Source organism: Vibrio breoganii (assembly GCF_001677275.1).
In the GTDB taxonomy this organism is placed as follows: domain Bacteria; phylum Pseudomonadota; class Gammaproteobacteria; order Enterobacterales; family Vibrionaceae; genus Vibrio; species Vibrio breoganii.
The window spans coordinates 173081-192331 of sequence record NZ_CP016177.1 but is presented as its reverse complement, the minus strand read 5'-3'; the positions used below and the strand labels follow the sequence as shown (position 1 = coordinate 192331).

The 19251-nt window shown below is 40.4% G+C and carries 18 protein-coding genes; 8 read left to right on the top strand and 10 right to left on the bottom strand.

All coding sequences use genetic code 11. The features are described 5' to 3' along the window. Positions 1–150 precede the first annotated feature (150 nt). From rfaD to A6E01_RS00915, 6 genes are read left to right on the top strand one after another with little or no spacing between them, the layout of a single operon-like run. A complete protein-coding gene (rfaD, locus tag A6E01_RS00940; protein ID WP_017029406.1) occupies positions 151–1092 on the top strand; it encodes an ADP-glyceromanno-heptose 6-epimerase in 942 nt (313 codons plus the stop codon). A gap of 15 nt (positions 1093–1107) precedes the next feature. After that, positions 1108–2070, top strand: coding sequence for a lauroyl-Kdo(2)-lipid IV(A) myristoyltransferase (gene lpxM, locus A6E01_RS00935; RefSeq protein WP_065209389.1), 963 nt, complete (start codon positions 1108–1110; stop codon positions 2068–2070). Continuing rightward, the gene (locus tag A6E01_RS00930) at positions 2045–3301 is read left to right on the top strand and encodes an O-antigen ligase family protein (protein WP_065209388.1); all 1257 of its coding nucleotides are present in this window, start codon (positions 2045–2047) and stop codon (positions 3299–3301) included. The genes lpxM and A6E01_RS00930 overlap by 26 nt, the downstream gene beginning before the upstream one ends. Further along, positions 3294–4373, top strand: coding sequence for a lipopolysaccharide heptosyltransferase II (gene waaF / locus A6E01_RS00925; protein ID WP_065209387.1), 1080 nt, complete (start codon positions 3294–3296; stop codon positions 4371–4373). Before A6E01_RS00930 ends, waaF begins: the two co-directional genes overlap by 8 nt. A 10-nt stretch (positions 4374–4383) precedes the next feature. Continuing rightward, positions 4384–5196 carry a glycosyltransferase family 2 protein gene (locus tag A6E01_RS00920; protein ID WP_065209386.1) on the top strand — a complete coding sequence of 271 codons (813 nt, stop codon included), beginning with the start codon at positions 4384–4386 and terminating at the stop codon, positions 5194–5196. After that, the gene (locus tag A6E01_RS00915) at positions 5177–6244 is read left to right on the top strand and encodes a glycosyltransferase family 4 protein (protein ID WP_065209385.1); all 1068 of its coding nucleotides are present in this window, start codon (positions 5177–5179) and stop codon (positions 6242–6244) included. Before A6E01_RS00920 ends, A6E01_RS00915 begins: the two co-directional genes overlap by 20 nt. Before the next feature lie 103 nt (positions 6245–6347). Here the strand turns inward: A6E01_RS00915 and pseI are convergent, their stop codons facing one another. Genes pseI through A6E01_RS00870 form a run of 9 tightly spaced genes read right to left on the bottom strand, consistent with a single transcriptional unit; the run spans position 6348 to position 16052 of the window. Then, entirely contained in the window at positions 6348–7403 is a 1056-nt protein-coding gene (pseI, locus tag A6E01_RS00910) for a pseudaminic acid synthase (RefSeq protein ID WP_065209384.1), read from the bottom strand. Between the two features lie 7 nt (positions 7404–7410). Continuing rightward, on the bottom strand, positions 7411–8907 hold the full coding sequence (pseG, locus tag A6E01_RS00905) for a UDP-2,4-diacetamido-2,4,6-trideoxy-beta-L-altropyranose hydrolase (protein WP_065209383.1): 1497 nt from the start codon (positions 8905–8907) through the stop codon (positions 7411–7413). Positions 8908–8909: 2 nt separating this feature from the next. After that, positions 8910–9599, bottom strand: a complete 690-nt coding sequence (gene pseF, locus A6E01_RS00900; RefSeq protein WP_065209382.1) for a pseudaminic acid cytidylyltransferase — start codon at positions 9597–9599, stop codon at positions 8910–8912. Between the two features lie 3 nt (positions 9600–9602). After that, complete coding sequence (gene pseC, locus A6E01_RS00895) at positions 9603–10775, bottom strand: UDP-4-amino-4,6-dideoxy-N-acetyl-beta-L-altrosamine transaminase (RefSeq protein WP_206191625.1); 1173 nt, start codon at positions 10773–10775, stop codon at positions 9603–9605. Beyond that, positions 10772–11785, bottom strand: coding sequence for a UDP-N-acetylglucosamine 4,6-dehydratase (inverting) (gene pseB / locus A6E01_RS00890; RefSeq protein WP_065209380.1), 1014 nt, complete (start codon positions 11783–11785; stop codon positions 10772–10774). The genes pseC and pseB overlap by 4 nt, the downstream gene beginning before the upstream one ends. Positions 11786–11803: 18 nt before the next feature. Then, positions 11804–12910: a glycosyltransferase gene (locus tag A6E01_RS00885; RefSeq protein ID WP_065209379.1), complete on the bottom strand. Its 1107-nt coding sequence runs from the start codon at positions 12908–12910 to the stop codon at positions 11804–11806. Between the two features lie 2 nt (positions 12911–12912). Beyond that, a complete protein-coding gene (locus tag A6E01_RS00880) occupies positions 12913–13887 on the bottom strand; it encodes a glycosyltransferase family 52 (protein WP_065209378.1) in 975 nt (324 codons plus the stop codon). After that, positions 13884–14969, bottom strand: coding sequence for a glycosyltransferase (locus tag A6E01_RS00875; protein ID WP_065209377.1), 1086 nt, complete (start codon positions 14967–14969; stop codon positions 13884–13886). Before A6E01_RS00875 ends, A6E01_RS00880 begins: the two co-directional genes overlap by 4 nt. Before the next feature lie 24 nt (positions 14970–14993). Further along, the gene (locus A6E01_RS00870) at positions 14994–16052 is read right to left on the bottom strand and encodes a CDP-glycerol glycerophosphotransferase family protein (RefSeq protein WP_237334480.1); all 1059 of its coding nucleotides are present in this window, start codon (positions 16050–16052) and stop codon (positions 14994–14996) included. A gap of 96 nt (positions 16053–16148) precedes the next feature. On the opposite strand from A6E01_RS00870, the gene waaA reads away from it, so the two are divergent. Further along, a complete protein-coding gene (gene waaA, locus A6E01_RS00865; protein WP_065209375.1) occupies positions 16149–17435 on the top strand; it encodes a lipid IV(A) 3-deoxy-D-manno-octulosonic acid transferase in 1287 nt (428 codons plus the stop codon). Here waaA and A6E01_RS00860 read toward each other — a convergent pair. After that, a complete protein-coding gene (locus tag A6E01_RS00860) occupies positions 17409–18113 on the bottom strand; it encodes a 3-deoxy-D-manno-octulosonic acid kinase (protein WP_065209374.1) in 705 nt (234 codons plus the stop codon). The genes waaA and A6E01_RS00860 overlap by 27 nt on opposite strands. A gap of 92 nt (positions 18114–18205) precedes the next feature. On the opposite strand from A6E01_RS00860, the gene A6E01_RS00855 reads away from it, so the two are divergent. Continuing rightward, positions 18206–19249 carry a glycosyltransferase family 9 protein gene (locus A6E01_RS00855; protein WP_065209373.1) on the top strand — a complete coding sequence of 348 codons (1044 nt, stop codon included), beginning with the start codon at positions 18206–18208 and terminating at the stop codon, positions 19247–19249. The last annotated feature ends 2 nt before the right edge of the window (positions 19250–19251 follow it).

The following is a 19251-nucleotide window of genomic DNA, read 5'->3' as shown; positions in this document are numbered from 1 at the left end:
CTACTTCTTCATAAATGGATAAACGGTATCAATAAAAGGTAGATAGTCCGTTGCTATTGCACCTAAGTTTCTCATAAATGTAGCTTTAATTCCCTAGATTTTAGTTCCTTGTTATACTCTGAGGTAATCAAATTTGAAGGAAAAAGCAAAATGATCATAGTAACCGGTGGCGCAGGCATGATTGGCAGCAATATTGTCAAGGCGTTGAATGACAAAGGGATCAACGACATTCTGGTTGTCGACAACCTTAAGAATGGCAAAAAGTTTGTCAACTTAGTTGATCTCGACATTACCGATTACATGGATCGTGATGATTTTCTGACACAAATTATGGCTGGTGATGACTTTGGTCCCATAGATGCCGTATTCCACGAGGGTGCCTGTTCGGCAACCACTGAGTGGGATGGGAAATACATGATGCTCAATAACTATGAGTATTCAAAGGAACTCCTTCACTACTGCTTAGAACGTGAAATCCCATTTCTTTATGCCTCTTCTGCTGCCACTTATGGTGAAACAGATACATTTATTGAAGAAAAAGAATATGAAGGCGCACTAAATGTGTATGGTTACTCTAAGCAGCAATTTGATAACTACATACGCCGCCTTGTTGAGGATGCAGAAGCTCACGGAGAAACGCTCTCTCAAATCACCGGTTTTCGCTACTTCAACGTTTACGGTCCTAGGGAGCAACATAAAGGCTCAATGGCATCGGTTGCCTTTCACCTTAACAACCAATTAAACGCAGGTGAAAATCCAAAGTTGTTTGCAGGTAGTGAACATTTTAAGCGTGACTTCGTTTATGTGGGGGATGTAGCTGCCGTTAACTTGTGGTTCCTAGAAAACCCGACCTCAGGTATCTTCAACCTCGGCACTGGCAACGCTGAATCTTTTGAGGAGGTTGCCAAAGCAGTGATAAAACATCATGGAAAAGGAGAGATTGAAACTATTCCGTTTCCTGAGCATCTAAAAGGGGCGTATCAAGAGTATACACAAGCCGATCTCACCAAGCTTCGAGCTACTGGATGCAAGCATACCTTTAAATCAGTAGCAGAAGGCGTTGCTGAATACTTAAAAATCATCAACAAGTAAAAAGTAGTTTCATCGATGAAAAAGACTCGCAATGACTTTGATCCAAAGGCGTATAACCCAAAGTTTCAAAAAAGCTTCTTAGCCCCAAAATATTGGAGCACTTGGTTAGGCATTCTGTTTGCAATTCCATTTAGTTTTATGCCGATCTCACTTCATCGTTGGCTTGCCACCCGTGCAACTAAGAAGATCATGTCTAAAACTCGCGGACAAGCGCATCGTGCTCGTGTCAATCTCACTCACTGCTACCCTGATATGCCAGACAGTAAACGGGAAGCCATTATTGAGAAAATGCTAGTGACTGCGGGCACCTATTTAATGCGTTTTCCACTTCTTACATTACGCAGTAGGAAGTGGTTAGCAAACAACACCACAGTGAATGGGCTTGAACACTTCACAAAAGCAAAAGAAACAGGACAAAACATCATCTTTCTTGTTCCTCATACATGGTCGGTTGATGTTTTTGCGATGTTGCTCGCCTCCCAAGATCACCCAATGTGTACTATGGTAAAGAGCCAAAAAAATGCACTCAGTGAATGGGCAATGTCCAAGCAAAGAAAGCATTATGGAGGCAGGTTATATGAGCGTGCTGGAGGCATAAAGCCCTTTATTAAAGCCGTTAATGATGGCTATACGGGATACTTTTTACCTGACCAAGATCATGGGCCCAACAAGAGTGTATTCGTTGATTTCTGTGCGACAACAAAGGCCACCCTTCCTGTTATGGGCTTTCTAGCTAAAGCAACCAAAAGTAAAGTCATTCCTTTATGGACAGAGTTTGATACTCAAACAGGTAAATTTGTTATAGATGTCTACCCTGCACTGACAGAATTCCCTACAGATTCCGCACAGGGCGACGCTATTGCGATGAACCAATTTATTGAGATGTGTTGTGAAGGTAAGCCTGAACAATATATGTGGAACTTGAAACTACTGGCATCTCAGCAAGGTGGCCATGACATTTACAACAAGTCGAAGTAATCATAACGTGACCAATCTAAAACAAACCATCTCTGATAATCTTCTTTATTTACCGCTTCTTTGGATTGCTACTGGCATGTTTGGAGTAGATAAAGGAGATAAAATACTGCTCATCGTTGTGGCTGTGTGTGTCCTTGTTTCAATATCCATAAACAAGCTATCAATTATTAAGCATAACTGGAAAAGCAACCCGTGGATTAAGTGGCTCATTGCATTAATCATTTTTGGTGTAATTTCCGATCTTGTGCATGGCTTTGGCAGCCGAGAGTTAAGAGCATTGGAAACTGCCGCATTGTTCTTACTGTGCATTGATTTTTCTAAGATAAAAATAAACAGAATTATCACTCTGTTAGTCGTAGCCTCACTGAGTTCGCTGTTTATTGCGTATTTTTATTCTAATATTCAGTCTACGGATAGAAGGGTTTGGCCTGTCAATGCCATCCCTTTTGCTTCTTATATTACCTTACTCATAGGCTTCTCCATTGCGCTTATCAGTTACTCTAAACTTAAGTGGCAAAAAGCCTGGTTGTTTGTTGCAGTTGCGGTTGGACTTGGGGCACTCGTTATTACAGAGAGCCGCGGTCCATTACTGGCTCTTTGTTGCACTATAGTTGCTCTAGGGCTTTACGCTCTTTTACTTGGGAAATTGAACTATAAACTTGTTGGATTAGGGACTGTACTAGTCTCTATCGCATTGATCGCATCATTACCCTACTTACAACCTAGATACGAGCAAACAGTTTCCGAAGTTAATCAAATCATGAAAGGCAACGATCAAACATCCATCGGACTGAGGCTATCTGTATATAAAGTTGGACTTAACATGATCGCTGAAAAACCAGTTTTGGGGCACGGAAAAGATCCCCTTGCTGATAAGTGGGATCAAATGCTCAAGAACAAAGAGATCACTCCTAAAGAGAAAGCCGTTTTAGGCTGGAATTTCCACAATAACTTTATTGAAAAAGGAGTCGTATCCGGTCTATTAGGAATAGCGACCATGTTTCTATGGCTTGGTCTACCCTTGGTATATGCATGGAAAAATCATAGACAGCACTTTGTTTTGCTATCAACGCCTCCGTTACTTTACTTTTTAGCTTGTTTCACCGACACTCCTGCAACTAATGGCAGTAGTTATGTAACCTACTTAATGTTTGTGGGATTAGTGATAGCTTACTTAAACAATGATAAGCATAATAAAGAGAGTGAAATCAAGGAGTCTTCACTTGTCTAACGAGCCAACTAAAATCTTAATCATAGGTCCGTCATGGGTTGGCGATATGGTTATGTCTCAAAGTTTATACCGAACACTTAAACAACAATATCCTATGGCTGATATTGATGTCTTAGCTCCTGCTTGGTGCAAACCCGTACTGGATAGAATGCCAGAGGTCTCTAAGGCTATTGATATGCCTCTTGGTCATGGGCAGCTGTGTCTAAAAACTCGCTACCAGCTTGGTAAGCACCTTTCTAAACAAGGCTATAGTCACGCCTATGTTTTGCCCAACTCAGCAAAGTCTGCATTAATCCCCTTGATTGCCAGAATCCCTAATCGTATTGGATGGAAAGGGGAGATGCGTTATGGCTTGCTTACAGATGTCAGGCACAATCGTAAGAAATTTAAGTACATGGTTGAGCGCTATGTCGCCTTATCACACCCTAAAAAGGACATGCTAGGTAGTGAATCTTTAGGCGGATTAGATAAATTAGCTTATCCAAAACTAGAAATACCTGAAGTAGAAAGAAACCAAGCCCTTAAAAAGTTTGAACTTAATCTATCTAGAGCGATTGTTGGTTTGTGCCCAGGGGCAGAGTTTGGCCCGTCAAAGCAGTGGCCAATTGAGTACTTTGCAGAAGTGGCCAATAAGCTTACAGAACAAGGCTATCAGGTTTGGATTTTTGGTTCGAAAAACGATCAAAGCATCGGTAGTTCGCTCGTTAGTTTAATTAAGGATGACAATAAAGCACATGTTGTCAATCTAACTGGAAGCTGTTCTCTAGTAGAAGCAATAGACTTAATTAGTTGCTGTGAAACTGTGATTAGCAATGATTCCGGAGCTATGCACGTTGCAGCTGCCCTTGGAACCTCTGTCATTGGTATTTATGGTTCTACATCACCTGACTACACTCCTCCACTTGCAAAAGATGTCGCTATACTAAGTACAAATATTGAATGTAGACCCTGCTTTGAAAGGGAATGCCCGTATGGCCATCTAAAATGCCTGAAAGAGCTACCTCCTAAAGTGATTTTAGATGCATTTGATAAATTGAGTTCAAGCCAGACTAATGTCAACACAAGAAATTAATGAGCGAACCATGAAAACCTCACTAATTATAACGACATATAATTGGAAAGAAGCGCTTCAAGCAGTTTTAGAGAGTGTAAAAAATCAAACTAGGCTACCCGATGAAGTCATTATTGCAGATGACGGCTCTAGTACTGATACATCAAACACAATAAAGAAACAGAAAGAACAGTTTCCTATACCCTTGATCCATTCATGGCAAGAAGATAAAGGATTTAGGGCAGCAGAGAGTAGAAATAAGGCAATAGCTAAAGCTTCTGGTGACTATATAATCATTATTGATGGTGATATTGTATTAAACAAACACTTTATCGAAGATCATATTATGAACTCTAAGGTTGATTACTTTATTCAAGGTGGAAGAGTCTCTTTAGGAAAAAGATTTACCGCTCAGTTTTTAACTAAATATATGCAACCCTCTTTATTTTCTATTGATATAAAAAACAGAAAAAACACCATAAGAAGTAGCACATTATCCGCTTTATTCTCTAGAAAAATCAATAGTGCAAATTCAACTAGAAGTTGCAATATGTCCTTTTGGAAGAAAGACATTATAAAAGTAAATGGATTTAATGAGGATTTTGTTGGTTGGGGACGCGAAGATAGCGAGTTTGTTCACAGATTGCTAAATAGTGATATTAATCGACTATACCTTAAGTTTTCAGGTATAGGTTACCACCTCTACCACAAAGAAAATTCTAGAGGCAGCCTCAAAATAAATGATGACATCTTAAACACTACTATCAATGAAAACTTGCAATGGTGTAAAAATGGCCTCGATAAACACTTAAATAGTGAAAACCATGAAAATTCTTGTTCTTAGCTCTTATATTGGTCCTCGTAATACTGTTCGCCCAGAGGCTGAACTTTTTATCGCTATCTCAAAACTAGGGCATGAGGTAACAATAATGACACAAGCTGAGGCGAGCTATGCTAAGACTTGTGAACAGGCTGGTATTAAGATAATTGATAACTATCCTTCGAAGAAAATATGCCTAAGAACAATAAAACTTGTTCACAATGAACTGATTTCCGGTGATTACGATATCTGCTACGCCTTTGATTCAAAAACGATACCCAATGCGGCCTTTGGCTCCATAGGTACAAGAGCAAAAGTTGTTAGTTACCGTGGTACAACTGGTGGTTTATATCGACATGACCCTTCAGCTTACCTAACTCATTTACACCCGAAGATATCGGCTATTGTTTGTAACTCAAATGCTGTCCAGGAAGACGTACAACGTCGAGTTTGGAGCAAGGATGTGCGAGTTGAGCGCATCTATAAAGGTCATAAGGTTGAATGGTATCAGACAGAGGCTGCACTTAGATCCGAATTTAACCTTGAAGAATCCGACATTGTGGCAATATGCGCATGCAACGTAAGGCCAAGCAAAGGAATTAGCGTTTTACTAAAAGCGCTGAACACAATACAACATGATAACTTCCACATGCTTCTTGTCGGCAATGGTTATGAAGTGCACAAAGATGAAATTGAATCATCTCCTATGAAAGAACATATACACTTGCTAGGTCACCGAACTGATGTGCCAAAGCTTATGAAAATGGCTGACTTTCAAGTTCAGCCGTCTGTTAGTGGGGAGGGGTTGCCACGTGCAGTAATTGAAGCAATGGCCGGAGGGACACCCTCCATCGTTACCACAACTGGCGGTGGCCCTGAACTAGTAGAGAACAGAATTTCAGGTTACGTTGTTGAAGCAGGCAACTCTGAAGAACTAAGAAATGCTATAGGATCTATGATAAAAAACTTTAAAGCTATGGGGGGGAGCGCAAAAGTCAGAATAGATGAACACTTCAACCTCAAGGACTCTGCAACCCAACATATAGAGCTTTTCCTTAGATTACTTCCATAGATTTTTTTAAAAATCCAACCTAGACAGAGCTTAACTAAATTCATGACTCAAGGTAAAAAACGCTTTGAGTCATGACTGCTGACATTTCTATACTAAAATATAATTACTTTGGTTGCAGGTGTTCAAATTTAAGAGGTGTGCCTTTCTTTATATTCTTTGCTGATATTTCTCCAATAAAGTTCTCTAAATATTTTGGAGCTACACCAAACCCAGGGCGGATACTTCGAATATTTTCATGACTAAAAACTTCACCCTCACTAATATCTTTCACAACGTAAAGTGAACGTCTGAACTTGACGTTACCTTTCTCAGCTTCCGTGCGCTCATAATTCACATGGCCTAACGATTGCCAAGCGGTATAAGTATCATCGCACAATGCTTTTAACTCTCTAGGCTCAAGCGAAAAACTATCGTCTGGTCCACCGCCATTGCGATCTAATGTAACGTGCTTCTCAATGAGGCAAGCACCTAGTGCTATCGAAGTTACTGCAGTCGCATTATCAATAGTATGATCAGATAAACCGGATAGAACCCCAAAGCGTTGTTGCATGTCAGCAATTGTGCGCAAGTTGTATTGGTCTGCTGGAGCGGGGTAACCACTCACACAATGTAGAACTATCAATTCCTGGCAACCATTATTCTTAGCGACATCGATGGCTTCCTGAATCTCTGCATCATTAGCCATCCCAGTAGACATAATCATTGGCTTTCCGGTTTGAGCCACTTTTGCAATTAAAGGGTGATCCACAAGTTCGAAAGATGCAATTTTGTATGCTGGTGCATTGATTTCCTCCAGCAAGTCCACCGCTGTGAAGTCAAATGGTGAGCTAAAAATCGTTATATCTAATTCTTTGGCTTTTTCAAATAGTGGTTTATGCCAATCCCAAGGCATATGGGCGCCTTTATATAATTCATATAGGGTTTGACCGTCCCAAAGCCCACCGTGTATCTGAAAGTCTTCACTATCACAGTCAATAGTGATGGTGTCATGTGAATAAGTTTGTAACTTTATCGCATCAGCCCCAGCTCTTTTGGCTTCTTCCATGATTCTGAAAGCACGGTTAATATCACCATTATGATTCGCCGATAGCTCTGCGATAATATAAGGGGGAAAATCTTTACCGATTTTACGGTCATCTATGGTTATATAAGGATTCATATTAATCTCAATCAATAGGGAAACGGATAAATTTTTCTGAAGAAATACGTTGGTATCCTGCTTGCTCAAACAAAGCTTGGGAAGCGGTATTCGCTTCGAGCACTGTGGCATGAAGAGTCAAATCTGAATGGACTATATCAGAAACTTGTAAAATCCTAGTTGCAACTCCCTGCCTATAACAATCTGGAGCGACAAAAATAGAGACCAGATAGTTATTTGAAGATATTCGGTCTAAACGATAAACACCAAGAGGTTTACCGCCTACCTCTTCTTTAGCAATATAAAACAAGCTATTAAGACTTTCTATTTTGTCACTCATCCACTTAACATGCTCATCCCAAGAAGGTAACTGCGTGTTTAAAGCGTATTTCCGGGTATTCGGATGGCATTGCCATTGGTAGACCAAATCAATATCTGTATCAGTGGCCTTTTCTAGATGTAGCGACTGAGATAAGCCACACACTCTATTTATTGTCCCAACAGCCATTTTAACACCACGACCATCGCATAACTTAAAGTTTCTCGAGCGATATGCAGGCCAATCCTCAATCAGCCTGACATAAGCTTTTGGCAACTCATCTTCCAAGTTCAGTAATGACACTCGAATCGCTATATTGCATGTATCTAGCTTCGCGCCGATTTCATTCTGATTTGGAGCTAGCGGAATTATAATGCTCGGAAGCCCAAGACTAGCTCGCTCCCAAGTTGTGCTACCCGGAGCACCAATCGCCATATCGTGCTGTAACATTAGGTGAGGCATATCTTCAACGAAATCGATGTGCGAGATATTTTCATACTCGCTACAAAACGCTTTAACTTTGTGAAAATGTGGCGAACGAGGACCTAATAGAACGGTAAAATCAGCGTCAACTCGTTGACTTAAGCATTTCAACACTCTGATTGTGGCGTTGGGAGCATCAATCCCCCCCATAGTAACTAAAACCTTTATTCTGGCTGAACAGGTCGTTTTTTCTAGAGCTTTTTCCCTTACACGAGCAAACAAAGGTGAGATAAGACTGTATTGGCTACCCGCTAAAACTGTACTAGCATATAAATATTCTAGGCTTTCGCGACCAAAAGTTTGATCGATAATCAAATCAGAGTCATGCAGACGTTTCAAATCATCTATTGCAACAAGCTTACAGCTAAGTTTATGTCGAACTATCGTTTGCCACTTACAACCAATGGCATAATGGTCTGTAACAACCACATCAGCCTTACCGACTAAATCGATAAAGTTGTGTGCATCAACTTCTACTGGACGTTGTAACCAGCCTAGGTAATCCTCGTTGCTTGTAGGTGGGATAGATTGTCCCGGTGAGGTCAGTGATATAACTTCATAGCTTCGGTTCTGGATGAAAGTGATCATGTCGCCTTCTTGAGGCAAACATGCAAAACAAACTCGATGGCCTTGAGCAACCAATTCATCCGCTAAAACAAGGCAGCGCATCACATGACCGCTACCGATATAGATCGAGGCATCAACTCGAAAAACAACGTTCACAATTAGTCCTTAGACACCAGAGAAAACAATGCTTCTGCAAACTCCCAATCCTCTGGAGTATCAATATCTTGCACTCGCTTTCTTGGTAGTAATACCACCTGAGAATGAGGTGCAAAAAAGGCTTTCTTTTCTAGAAAAGCTTCTTGAGTCCCCCAGTAGAACTGACCAGCGTCATGATAAGCCTCTTGTAAGTCTTGAGATCTGGTCAATTCATATTGCGGTTCAAACATAGACACTTCCCCTGACTCTGACAGCTGAATCGCTCGTTGAATAGGAAAGGGAAAACTTGTGGCACTAAATACATATTCAGCTCCACTATCTTGTAGTTTCTGCAAACCCTGCGATAAGTCATCACTAGTAACAAAAGGGGCTGTTGCGTAAAGACAACAAACTTTGTCGACTGGCCAATCTTTATCTACACACCAAGACACAGCATGTCTCATTACATCTGCAGTAGTAGCAAAATCATCAGAAATCTCTGCAGGTCTAACAAAAGGTACATCAGCGCCAAACTGCTTAGCTACTTCTGCTATTTCATAGTCATCCGTGGAAACCAGCACCTTGTCAAAACAGCCTGACTTAATCGCAGCTTCAATTGAATAAGCTATCATTGGCTTGCCATGAAACAGCTTAATATTCTTTCTAGGTATACGTTTACTGCCACCACGCGCGGGGATAATTGCGATATTCATTTGCTATACCCTAAGAACCTCAGTTAAGACGGATACTACCTTGTCTTGTTGCTTATCCGTCATTAGATGGAACATGGGCAGCGAGATTGCCTCTTCGTAATAACGCTCAGATTCGGGGTAGTCCCCTAACGAAAAACCCAACTTTTGATAATATGGCTGGGTATGCACTGGAATATAATGAAGATTCACACCTATGCCATTTTCACGAAGTGCATCAAACACCTGTTTATGTGACAAGGATATTTCATCAAGCCTTAAACGAATCACATACAAATGTAGACCCGAATAGGTATTCTCTAGTTGGTAAGGAAGAACAATAGGTAAATTGGCCAGCAACTCATTGTATCTCTTAGCTAGACGATGCCTTGCCGATACAAAGTCGTTGAGTCTCCCCATTTGACTCACGCCTAATGCTGCTTGTAGTTCGGTCATTCGATAGTTGTAGCCAAGGTCAATCTGTTGGTAATACCATCCACCTTGTGATTCGCCTTCCATCTTGTCTGCATCGCGAGTAATACCATGACTACGGTACAGCCCCATCTTCTCTGCAAGGTCTTTACTATTAGTTAAAGCAGCACCGCCTTCTGCAGTTGTTACAATCTTAACCGGGTGGAAGCTAAATACCGTAATATCCGAATATTCACAATTACCTATTGGCGCATCGTGATATTCACCGCCAATCGCATGAGATGCATCTTCAATTATGCTAAAGCCATACTCCCGAGACAGTGCATGTATAGCTTTCATATCACAAGGTTGACCGCATAGGTGCACAGGTACAACTACTTTAGGTAGCATTCCGGTAGCTTTAGCTTGTTTTAACTTACTTTCAAGTTTTACCGGACACATGTTGTAGGTGCGAGAGTCAATATCAACAAAGTCGACCTGAGCTCCACAATATAGACCACAGTTTGCTGACGCGACAAAGGTAACAGGCGTTGTCCAAAGCCTGTCACCTTCCCCCAAGCCCAGAGCCATACAAGCAATGTGTAGGGCAGAGGTAGCACTGCTTACTGCTACCGCATAACCTGCTCCGGTATGCTGGGTTAGTGAAGCCTCAAAAGCAGGTACTTGCGGCCCCTGCGTTAAGAAATCTGATTTCAAGACATCAACAATACTATCAATGTCTTGCTGAGTAATCTCTTGCTTTCCATAAGGGATCATCGTAATTCTCACACTGTGAAATTAGGATCAACGTGCTCTTTGATCAGTTCACGTAACCCATCGATAGTTTCCCACTCTGTGTTAGTACCAGAGTTATATTTAAAGCCGAATGGCACTTTTTCAGCTTTATGGTGCTCAATGTAATCGTGCTCTTGGTATGTGAAAGACACCGAAGGTAAGATTGCATAGTAACGACCTAAATCAATGGTGTTCAATGAATCTGTATCTGTAATCATTTCTTCATGCAACTTTTCACCAGGACGAATGCCTACCACCTTTGTTTTAACGCCAGGTGCGACAGCTTCAGCTATATCAAGGATTTTGTATGAAGGAATCTTCGGGATAAATATTTCTCCGCCAAGGTGGTTTTCAAGTGCATACATCACCATGTTCACGCCATCTTGCAATGAGATATTAAAGCGTGTCATTTCTTCATGAGTAATTGGCAACAACCCTTCTTCTTTCTTTTTCATGAAAAACGGAATAACAGAGCCTCGAGAGCCCATAACGTTGCCGTAACGTACAACACTAAAGCGGATATCCTTAGAGCCTTTAATATTATTTGCTGCGGTAAACAACTTATCTGAAGCAAGCTTAGTCGCTCCATAGAGGTTGATTGGCGCACACGCTTTATCAGTAGATAATGCAACGACATCCTTCACACCACACTGAAGAGCAGCCTGAATGACGTTTTCAGCGCCATCAATGTTTGTGCGTATACATTCAGTAGGATTGTACTCAGCAGTATCTACTTGCTTTATGGCCGCAGCATGGATAATAACGTCGACACCTTCACATGCTTGAATCATACGGTTTCTGTCACGTACATCTCCAATGAAAAAGCGAAGTTGAGGGTAGTCTTTAAAAGGGTATTTTTGCTTCAATTCGAACTGTTTCAGCTCGTCACGGGAAAAGATAATAATGCTTCCTACATCTTGATATCGTTCTAAGATGGTTTCTATAAACTTCTTACCAAAGGAGCCAGTACCACCAGTAATCAGTACTCTTTTTCCATTCAACATGTAAACTCTCTTAATCAATTATTGTTTGTTAACTAGGGACTGGTAGATTTCCAAGGTTTTGCTAACACCCTGTTCAACATTAAATTTATTTATCGCTCTTTCTCTCGCTTTTCTGCCAAACTCTTTGCAGAGCTCCCTATCTTCGTAAAGTTTTAGGATAGCAGATGCGAGAGCCTCAGCATCGGAAGGAGGGACTACAATACCAGTATCACCATCAGCAACCAGTTCTGCATTCCCGCCGGTGTCAGAAACTATTGCTGGTATACCATAGGAATTAGCTTCAAGAACTGCGCGGCATAAGCCTTCTCTTTTAGTTGTCGGCAGTATAATCACATCCGAAGCAGCAGCAACCTCTGGTGCATCCTCTCTGTAACCTAAAGCATGAACTCGCCCTTTAAGAGTACTTCGCTCAATCATTTCTTGAATCTTAGAGTTGTCAGGGTCTGCACCTACTAAAAGTATATCAATATTCAAACCATCAGGTAGCAAAGCTAGTGCGTCCATAAATACACTTAGCCCTTTTCTTGGGCGAAGATTGGCCACCATAGATAATCTAAACGAATCGTTATGTAGTGGTACTTCATCTAATGTTGCAGGAGACCCTTTATACCATGATTGGTCATGCCCTTTATAAACGGTAACCGCTCTTGATTTATCTCCCCACAAGTACTGACGAAGATCTTTCTCAATTGCTCGTGCTACACAAATAATTTTGTTCAGCCTAGGGTGCAACATAACGAGATAGCTAGAAGGGTCAAAGCGACTTACATTTCCTGTTTGCCCACGGTAGGCTATCACTTTAACATCTGTCCCTATTGCGGCTGTTGCTCCATTGCTACACGCAATATTATTAAACAAATGCAATATATCTATTTGCTTTTCTTTAATCAGCTTCTTTATGTGAGATATTGTAGATATAGATAATTTCTTATCTAATGGATCCGTCAACACTGTGATTCCTTCTTTTTTAAGATGTGGAATTAATGTTGATGAAGGGTTACAGAGTACAGTTACATTTACTCTACCTGATTTATGTAAACCTATTATTTGAGCTGCTTCAGGTCTTATTGGATTTATGTTTTGCCTACTATGATGGGTAACAGCTAAAAGATTGATTTTTTTCATATTTATAAATCCATTGAGTTTAATCTATTCGCAACTGATTCTGGGAAGTTAAAGAATTTTGCGCCTTTGGCATAGTAGATAAGATTACAACTTCCTTTGAAACACTCACCTGCTGTAGTGGCTACTGATAAAACTTTATCTAGATTGAACCCGAGAAGAGCTATCAGCTCAGCGGGAAAGCTGGACTTAATTATAGTAGCATCAGGAAAGTAAAGTGAGTAATCTGTTTTTTCTGCTGGATGTGGCTTTATTATAATGTCTTTCTCTTTAATCCCATGCATATTAATAATATGTCTATAGCCATTTACTTTATCCGATTCCAAATAATCGCTACGATTTTCACTAAATGGTTGTGTAAACAATATCGATGAGCTGCCATTTATATAAGAAAAATCATCATAAGACACCCTAAATATACTTAACAATTCTTCTCTCTCAGACTGGGTTCTTTTCTCCCACTCTGATTTTATATCAATAAAATTACATCTATCTCTATAGTCTGCATGTGATTCAATATTTTTCGTCAATATAAATTCTTTGCTTCTTCTTATCTTTACACTTTCTTTAAATGAAAGGTAATCAAATATTGAAAATAGCGTAGACTTTCTCTTTGGTCCATTAATTAATTCTAGGTGAGTCCCAGTGCCATCATCAATCTGTATCCTAGTAACTGAGATATATGGGTCATTAATTTCTCGCACGTTACCAATACAAACATCATAATTTTTAAAAATATTTCGTAATTCAATTTTATCTGAATAGTACTTAAGTAATGAATGACTGGACTTAGAAATTAATCTAGGAATCGACTGATAAGAATACTCAAGCACGTTAACATAATTTGATAAATGCTCAACAAAATCATGATCAAACCTATTCCCCCAAAGTAAGTAGTCGTAACTTTTCCAGTTTTTATCATAAAGAAAAAACACAAACAGGCTAAAATAAGTATTTTCAAAAACTAATGTTTTTTTCATTTACAATGCTCGATATATATATTCGCTATATTTGAAGCTCTTACTTCATCGACAATGTCCATATCTCTGATACTAGGATTGTCGGCAAGAATGTTATCAACTGCATTTGCTAACGCACTACTATCCTGAACGGGGACTAAGTACTTAGACAATTGTTCTTTGAGTATTTCTTTAGGACCGTGAGGACAGTCTGTGCTTACTATTGGAGTACCACAGATCAATGACTCAATGAGCACCGTTGGCAACCCCTCAAAATCTGAACTTAAAACCATTGCTTTAGCATTCTTTATCCACGGGTAGGGGTTTGTTTGATGACCGGGTAGTATTACTCTATCTGCTACGTTGTACTTTTCAGCAAGCTTTCGCACTTTGTCTTCATTATTAACCAATAGTACAACAGGAAGTTTGTTCTTCATTTTTGATATAGAATCAAATAACACATCATGTCTTTTTTGTTTTACAAACCTACCTACATGAATCAAATACTCAGCATCAGGAATATGCTTATTCTCTTCATTAGACTTTTCTATTATTTCACTGACATTAAAAGGGTTATAAATTGTCTTTAGAGTCTTTGGATTAATAAAGGCTATATTATTTATCTCACCCTCTATTCCCTCAGATACAGTAATAACATTTTGTTCGTTTAAGGCTTTCTTTGCTCGAAGTTTTCTTAAATACTTAATCGGTCCTAGCTTAGCATGCCTTTGTAATTCAGCTTTAACTGATGCATGAACTACAACATACAGAGGTGATACCTGAGACTTGATCATTAGTAAGTTGGTCTTATCTAGATTCGACAAGAAAAAGTCAAAATTGCCAACTTCTTTTTCGATATCGGATATTTTCTCCTTCAGTACATCCGCCATTGCATTAGCTGATAACAAGCCATTTAGCTTGCGATGGCGCCCTGGAAAACATACATGTACAGGAATAGATGTAATATCTTTATAGACATTGTGATCATTCATTAGAAGAAAATGTGGCTCATGGCCAGAGTTTTGTAACTCTTGTGCCAATGAGTACATTACCTTGGCTGCTCCACCTGTACTTAGCCTATCGATGGCGATCGCTATTCTCATTCTTTCTCCACTAAAACAGGTTATTTAGAACTTCCAGTAACCCAGTTTCTTCCTAATTTTAAATTTTCTAAAAATATTCAAAGGCTTTCTCTTAAGATCAGAAATACCCTGATCAATAAGATTATTTGTCGCTTCTACAACACGCACACTCGACAGCCCATCACTATAAGGGTGCACTTGGCTTCCATACTCTTGGATAGCTGACATGGTTTTGTCTGGCTTTGATAGCGCCAAGCGAATTGCTTCTTCTATATCATTGACTTCAGTTATATTTATCAAATGCTCTGATGGACTGCGATTTCGAAATGTCACAACAGGTCTATCGAGTAAGAGAAACATAATCAGTACAGAGGAGGTATCGCATAACATAACATCTGCAGCCCTTAGCAATGGGATAACATTATCTGTTTCGATAAACTGAAGGTTAGGGCCTTGTATACCTTTGTACTTTTCTACAATTCTGCTTTCCATTTTGGGGTGAAACTGAACTAACCACCTCCAGTTTCCTTTCTCCGAAAGTGACTTCACCGTTTCAAACACTGTATCCGCACACGACAGTTTAGGTGTAAATGTAGAACAAAATAGTATCGTTGGTCGCGTATCTTCTTGGGTGACGTAAGGGTTACTTTCGATCACACGATACATTGGATCTAAATTAGACCAACCAGTTTCAACAACTTTAAAAAAACCATGCTTAGTCGCTAGCTTCTGAAACTCTTCTGTCGTGTTTGGTCCTTGAGTGCAGTAGAGGTCAAAAAAACCACGAATATCAAAATGCCCTCTGACATCATCTCGCTTCCCTGAGTTGAACCCATGAAATACACCCACTTTAACTCCAGGAATAAAGGGGGGAACCACATTACCAGGAACAAACACTGCATCAGGGCTCCAAGAAATCACATCATCAATATAGGCTATTCTTAATTCTTTTGACGAAAGATAATCAGGATCTACCTCATCTCCCTCCAGAAACCAACGAACCTCTCCACCTTGTGAAAGGATATACTGCTGGATTGGACGCAAGATTGCATATGAATAGTTCTGAGAGATGTACATCAGATAACGTCGATGTTTACAGATCACTTATCTTTCCTGTTCTGGCTTACTTTCACATTGTAACTTAAGATGGTAGTCATATGTGATCTCTTATTTTTATGTCCAAATATTATACAGTAAATAATGAATTTTTTTTTGATAAGAACAGCTTATAGCATTTTACTCACCGTTTTTAGCCCCATCCTTCTCGTCTCTTTATTGAAAAGAAAAGAGGGTAAACCCAGTGTTGGAAAACGCTGGAGTGAATACTTTGGTGGTACACCTTCCCTCAAAGGCCATAAACCAATATGGATTCATACCGTTTCCGTTGGTGAAACTATCGCAGCGACTCCGCTCATTCGTGCTATTAAAGAAGAGTATCCACAGCAAGATATCTTGATTACCACAACCACTACCACTGGCGCTGAGCAAGCGTCAAAGCTTTCAGATATTGCAGAGCACAGATACATGCCTGTTGATTTTTCTTGGTGCGTTAAACGCTTTCTGAAGGTCACTAAGCCCAAGTGTATGCTAATCATGGAAACAGAGTTATGGCCAAATACTCTAACTGCTGTTTCAAAAGCTGAGATTCCAGTGGCCGTGATTAATGCGCGCCTGTCTGAGCGCTCTTGTCTGCGCTATCAAAAGTTTCAATCGGTATTCAATCTTATCTCACAGAGCTTGGACATGGTGTTATGCCAGCATAATGATGATGCCGAAAGATTTACTAGGCTAGGCCTACTATCAAGCAAAACTGCAGTAGCTGGTTCTCTAAAGTTCGACATATCCATTTCCGAATCAGTTGAAACAGAAGGCAAAGTACTGCGCAAACAATTGGGAACAGATAGGCCGGTATGGATAGCAGCTAGTACTCATGAAGGTGAAGATGAGACTATCTATAAAGCCCATCAACAACTATTGAAGACAATCCCTGATGCATTGCTGATTATGGTTCCTCGCCACCCTGAAAGGTTCTCTACTGTCGCCAAACTAGGGGGCGAACTCGGGCTCTATGTGGTATCACGAACGGATAAATCGGAAGTAACGACAGATGTTCAAGTGTATCTTGGAGACACCATGGGTGAGATGTTAACCCTCATAAGTGCTTCAGATATTTGCTTTATGGCGGGCAGTCTCATAGGCGATAAAGTTGGAGGGCATAATATGCTTGAGCCTGCGGCACTTGGAAAACCTATTCTCAACGGCCCAAGCTTCTTTAACTTTAAAGATATCACCCAACAACTTATCGAGGAAAAAGCGCTAACCATTTGTGAATCAGATAAAGAAATCAGCGACAACCTAATTAGGTTGTTTAAAGACCCTTCTTCATGTTCAGAAATGGGACAAAACGCCTTTCAAGTGGTTGAACGAAATCAGGGCGCAGTAGCAAGAACAATTGATGCGCTAGAGAGTATTGTATCCGCTAAGTAAGTGCTCCCATTCTTCCTCACTCCAATGAATACCGAAGCGCTTGACTTCTTTTAGAAAAGAGCGCTTTAGTCTTGCCAAGTTACCCACTTTCCAGTCATCACCAGCTTGCTCTGAGCATTTATCAAAATCAATGATCCAAGCCTTATCATTTTCATCAAGCAAGATGTTATGAATGTTTAGATCCGTATGATTCACTTGAGCTAAGTGCAACTGCTTAACCTGTCGGCCTATTGTTTTATAGGTCTCTCGAGATAGAGATGATTGCTGAAGTTTAGCTACCAAATCTTGTGCGTTTGGGATTCTTTCACTGAGCAAGTCAGCGGTATAAATAGGGCCAAACTTGATAGCACGAGCAGCGATAGGCCTAGGAACATTGACCCCTTTTTTTCGCAAATGCTGCAAAAGAGCAAACTCTTGAAAACTTCTGGTTTTTTCCCAGCCAGAGAACCAATATTGATCTTTTATCAATTTTCCAAACAGACCACCACGGCGATAATGACGAAGTGCCCCTTGCAGTCCATCTAGTTGCACAAACCAAGTCGTTCCGCGCCCCTTAGCACTTCCTACTACCTTATTTTGCACGAGCCAATATGGTGCTTCGAAGCTCATATCAGGAGGCATGTTAAGAAGGTCAGGCTCAAACCAAATCACCTCTGTTTTACTTCGCAGTATTTCCAATCTATAACCCCGATAAAAATCAATAGCTTCCCAATTTTACAATTAACTCTAGCACCTGCATAATTTATCCATCTAATTTACGAGTTAATTGCATGACACTGTTCAAATCAGCACCAAAATCGCTCTGTGTTCTTCGTCTTTCAGCTATTGGCGATGTTTGCCATGCAATATCGGTTGTTCAAGCTATTCAGAAGCACTGGCCAAAAACGGAAATCACTTGGATCTGTGGAAAGATCGAAGCACAACTGATCGGCGACTTACCCGATATTCGTGTGATTGTATTTGACAAAAAGCAAGGACTGAAAGGCATGAAGGCTGTTTGGAAGCAGCTCTCTTCCACTCAATTCGATGTGCTATTGCATATGCAAGCGGCACTAAGAGCAAGCGCCCTCTCCTTTGGTATAAAAGCCAAATACAAGGTTGGCTTTAGTAAAAACCGTACCAAAGAAGGGCAGTGGCTTTTTACTAACAAGCACTTACCAGAATCAGAAAGCTTTCATGTACTGGATAATTTTGCTGATTTTGCTCGATATATAGGTGTGCCATTTTATCAACCAAGCTGGAATATCCCAGTATCTGATAAAGACCGACAATTCGCTAAAGATACAGTCGGCAACAAAGCCACCTTAGTCATCTCAGCCGCGGCAAGCAAAGATTCTCGCAATTGGTTAACAGAGCGCTACGCATTGCTTTCTGACTACGCAATAGAGCAAGGCATGCAAGTTATTCTGTGTGGCTCCCCTGCCGAAAGAGAGATTATGCTAGCTGAAGATATTATCAATCTCACCAAAGGCTCTGTAACAAATCTTGTGGGGAAAACGTCATTGAAGCAGTTAACCGCTGTTCTCTCTGAAGCGACAGTGGTGCTTGCACCAGATTCAGGTCCAGCTCACTTGGCTACAACTCAGGGAACACCGGTTATTGGGCTGTACGCTCATAGTGATCCACGCCGAACAGGTCCCTACAATAGCCTTGATTTGGTTGCGAATGCCTATGACGAGCACATTCAAAATCAAACAGGCAAAGCACTTAAGGATATACCTTGGGGTACACGAGCTAAAGGTGATGACCTAATGGCATCGATTAGCGTTGAACAAGTTTGCCTATTACTCAATAATGCAGTAGAGAAGAATTAATC

Bases quoted from the DNA above. Each gene is read 5' to 3' on its own strand.
- rfaD (WP_017029406.1), top strand. From the start codon at position 151: ATGATCATAGTAACCGGTGGCGCAGGCATGATTGGCAGCAATATTGTC.
- lpxM (WP_065209389.1), top strand. From the start codon at position 1,108: ATGAAAAAGACTCGCAATGACTTTGATCCAAAGGCGTATAACCCAAAG.
- A6E01_RS00930 (WP_065209388.1), top strand. From the start codon at position 2,045: ATGACATTTACAACAAGTCGAAGTAATCATAACGTGACCAATCTAAAA.
- A6E01_RS00920 (WP_065209386.1), top strand. From the start codon at position 4,384: ATGAAAACCTCACTAATTATAACGACATATAATTGGAAAGAAGCGCTT.
- A6E01_RS00915 (WP_065209385.1), top strand. From the start codon at position 5,177: ATGAAAATTCTTGTTCTTAGCTCTTATATTGGTCCTCGTAATACTGTT.
- pseI (WP_065209384.1), bottom strand. From the start codon at position 7,403: ATGAATCCTTATATAACCATAGATGACCGTAAAATCGGTAAAGATTTT.
- pseF (WP_065209382.1), bottom strand. From the start codon at position 9,599: ATGAATATCGCAATTATCCCCGCGCGTGGTGGCAGTAAACGTATACCT.
- pseB (WP_065209380.1), bottom strand. From the start codon at position 11,785: ATGTTGAATGGAAAAAGAGTACTGATTACTGGTGGTACTGGCTCCTTT.
- A6E01_RS00885 (WP_065209379.1), bottom strand. From the start codon at position 12,910: ATGAAAAAAATCAATCTTTTAGCTGTTACCCATCATAGTAGGCAAAAC.
- A6E01_RS00880 (WP_065209378.1), bottom strand. From the start codon at position 13,887: ATGAAAAAAACATTAGTTTTTGAAAATACTTATTTTAGCCTGTTTGTG.
- A6E01_RS00875 (WP_065209377.1), bottom strand. From the start codon at position 14,969: ATGAGAATAGCGATCGCCATCGATAGGCTAAGTACAGGTGGAGCAGCC.
- waaA (WP_065209375.1), top strand. From the start codon at position 16,149: ATGAATTTTTTTTTGATAAGAACAGCTTATAGCATTTTACTCACCGTT.
- A6E01_RS00855 (WP_065209373.1), top strand. From the start codon at position 18,206: ATGACACTGTTCAAATCAGCACCAAAATCGCTCTGTGTTCTTCGTCTT.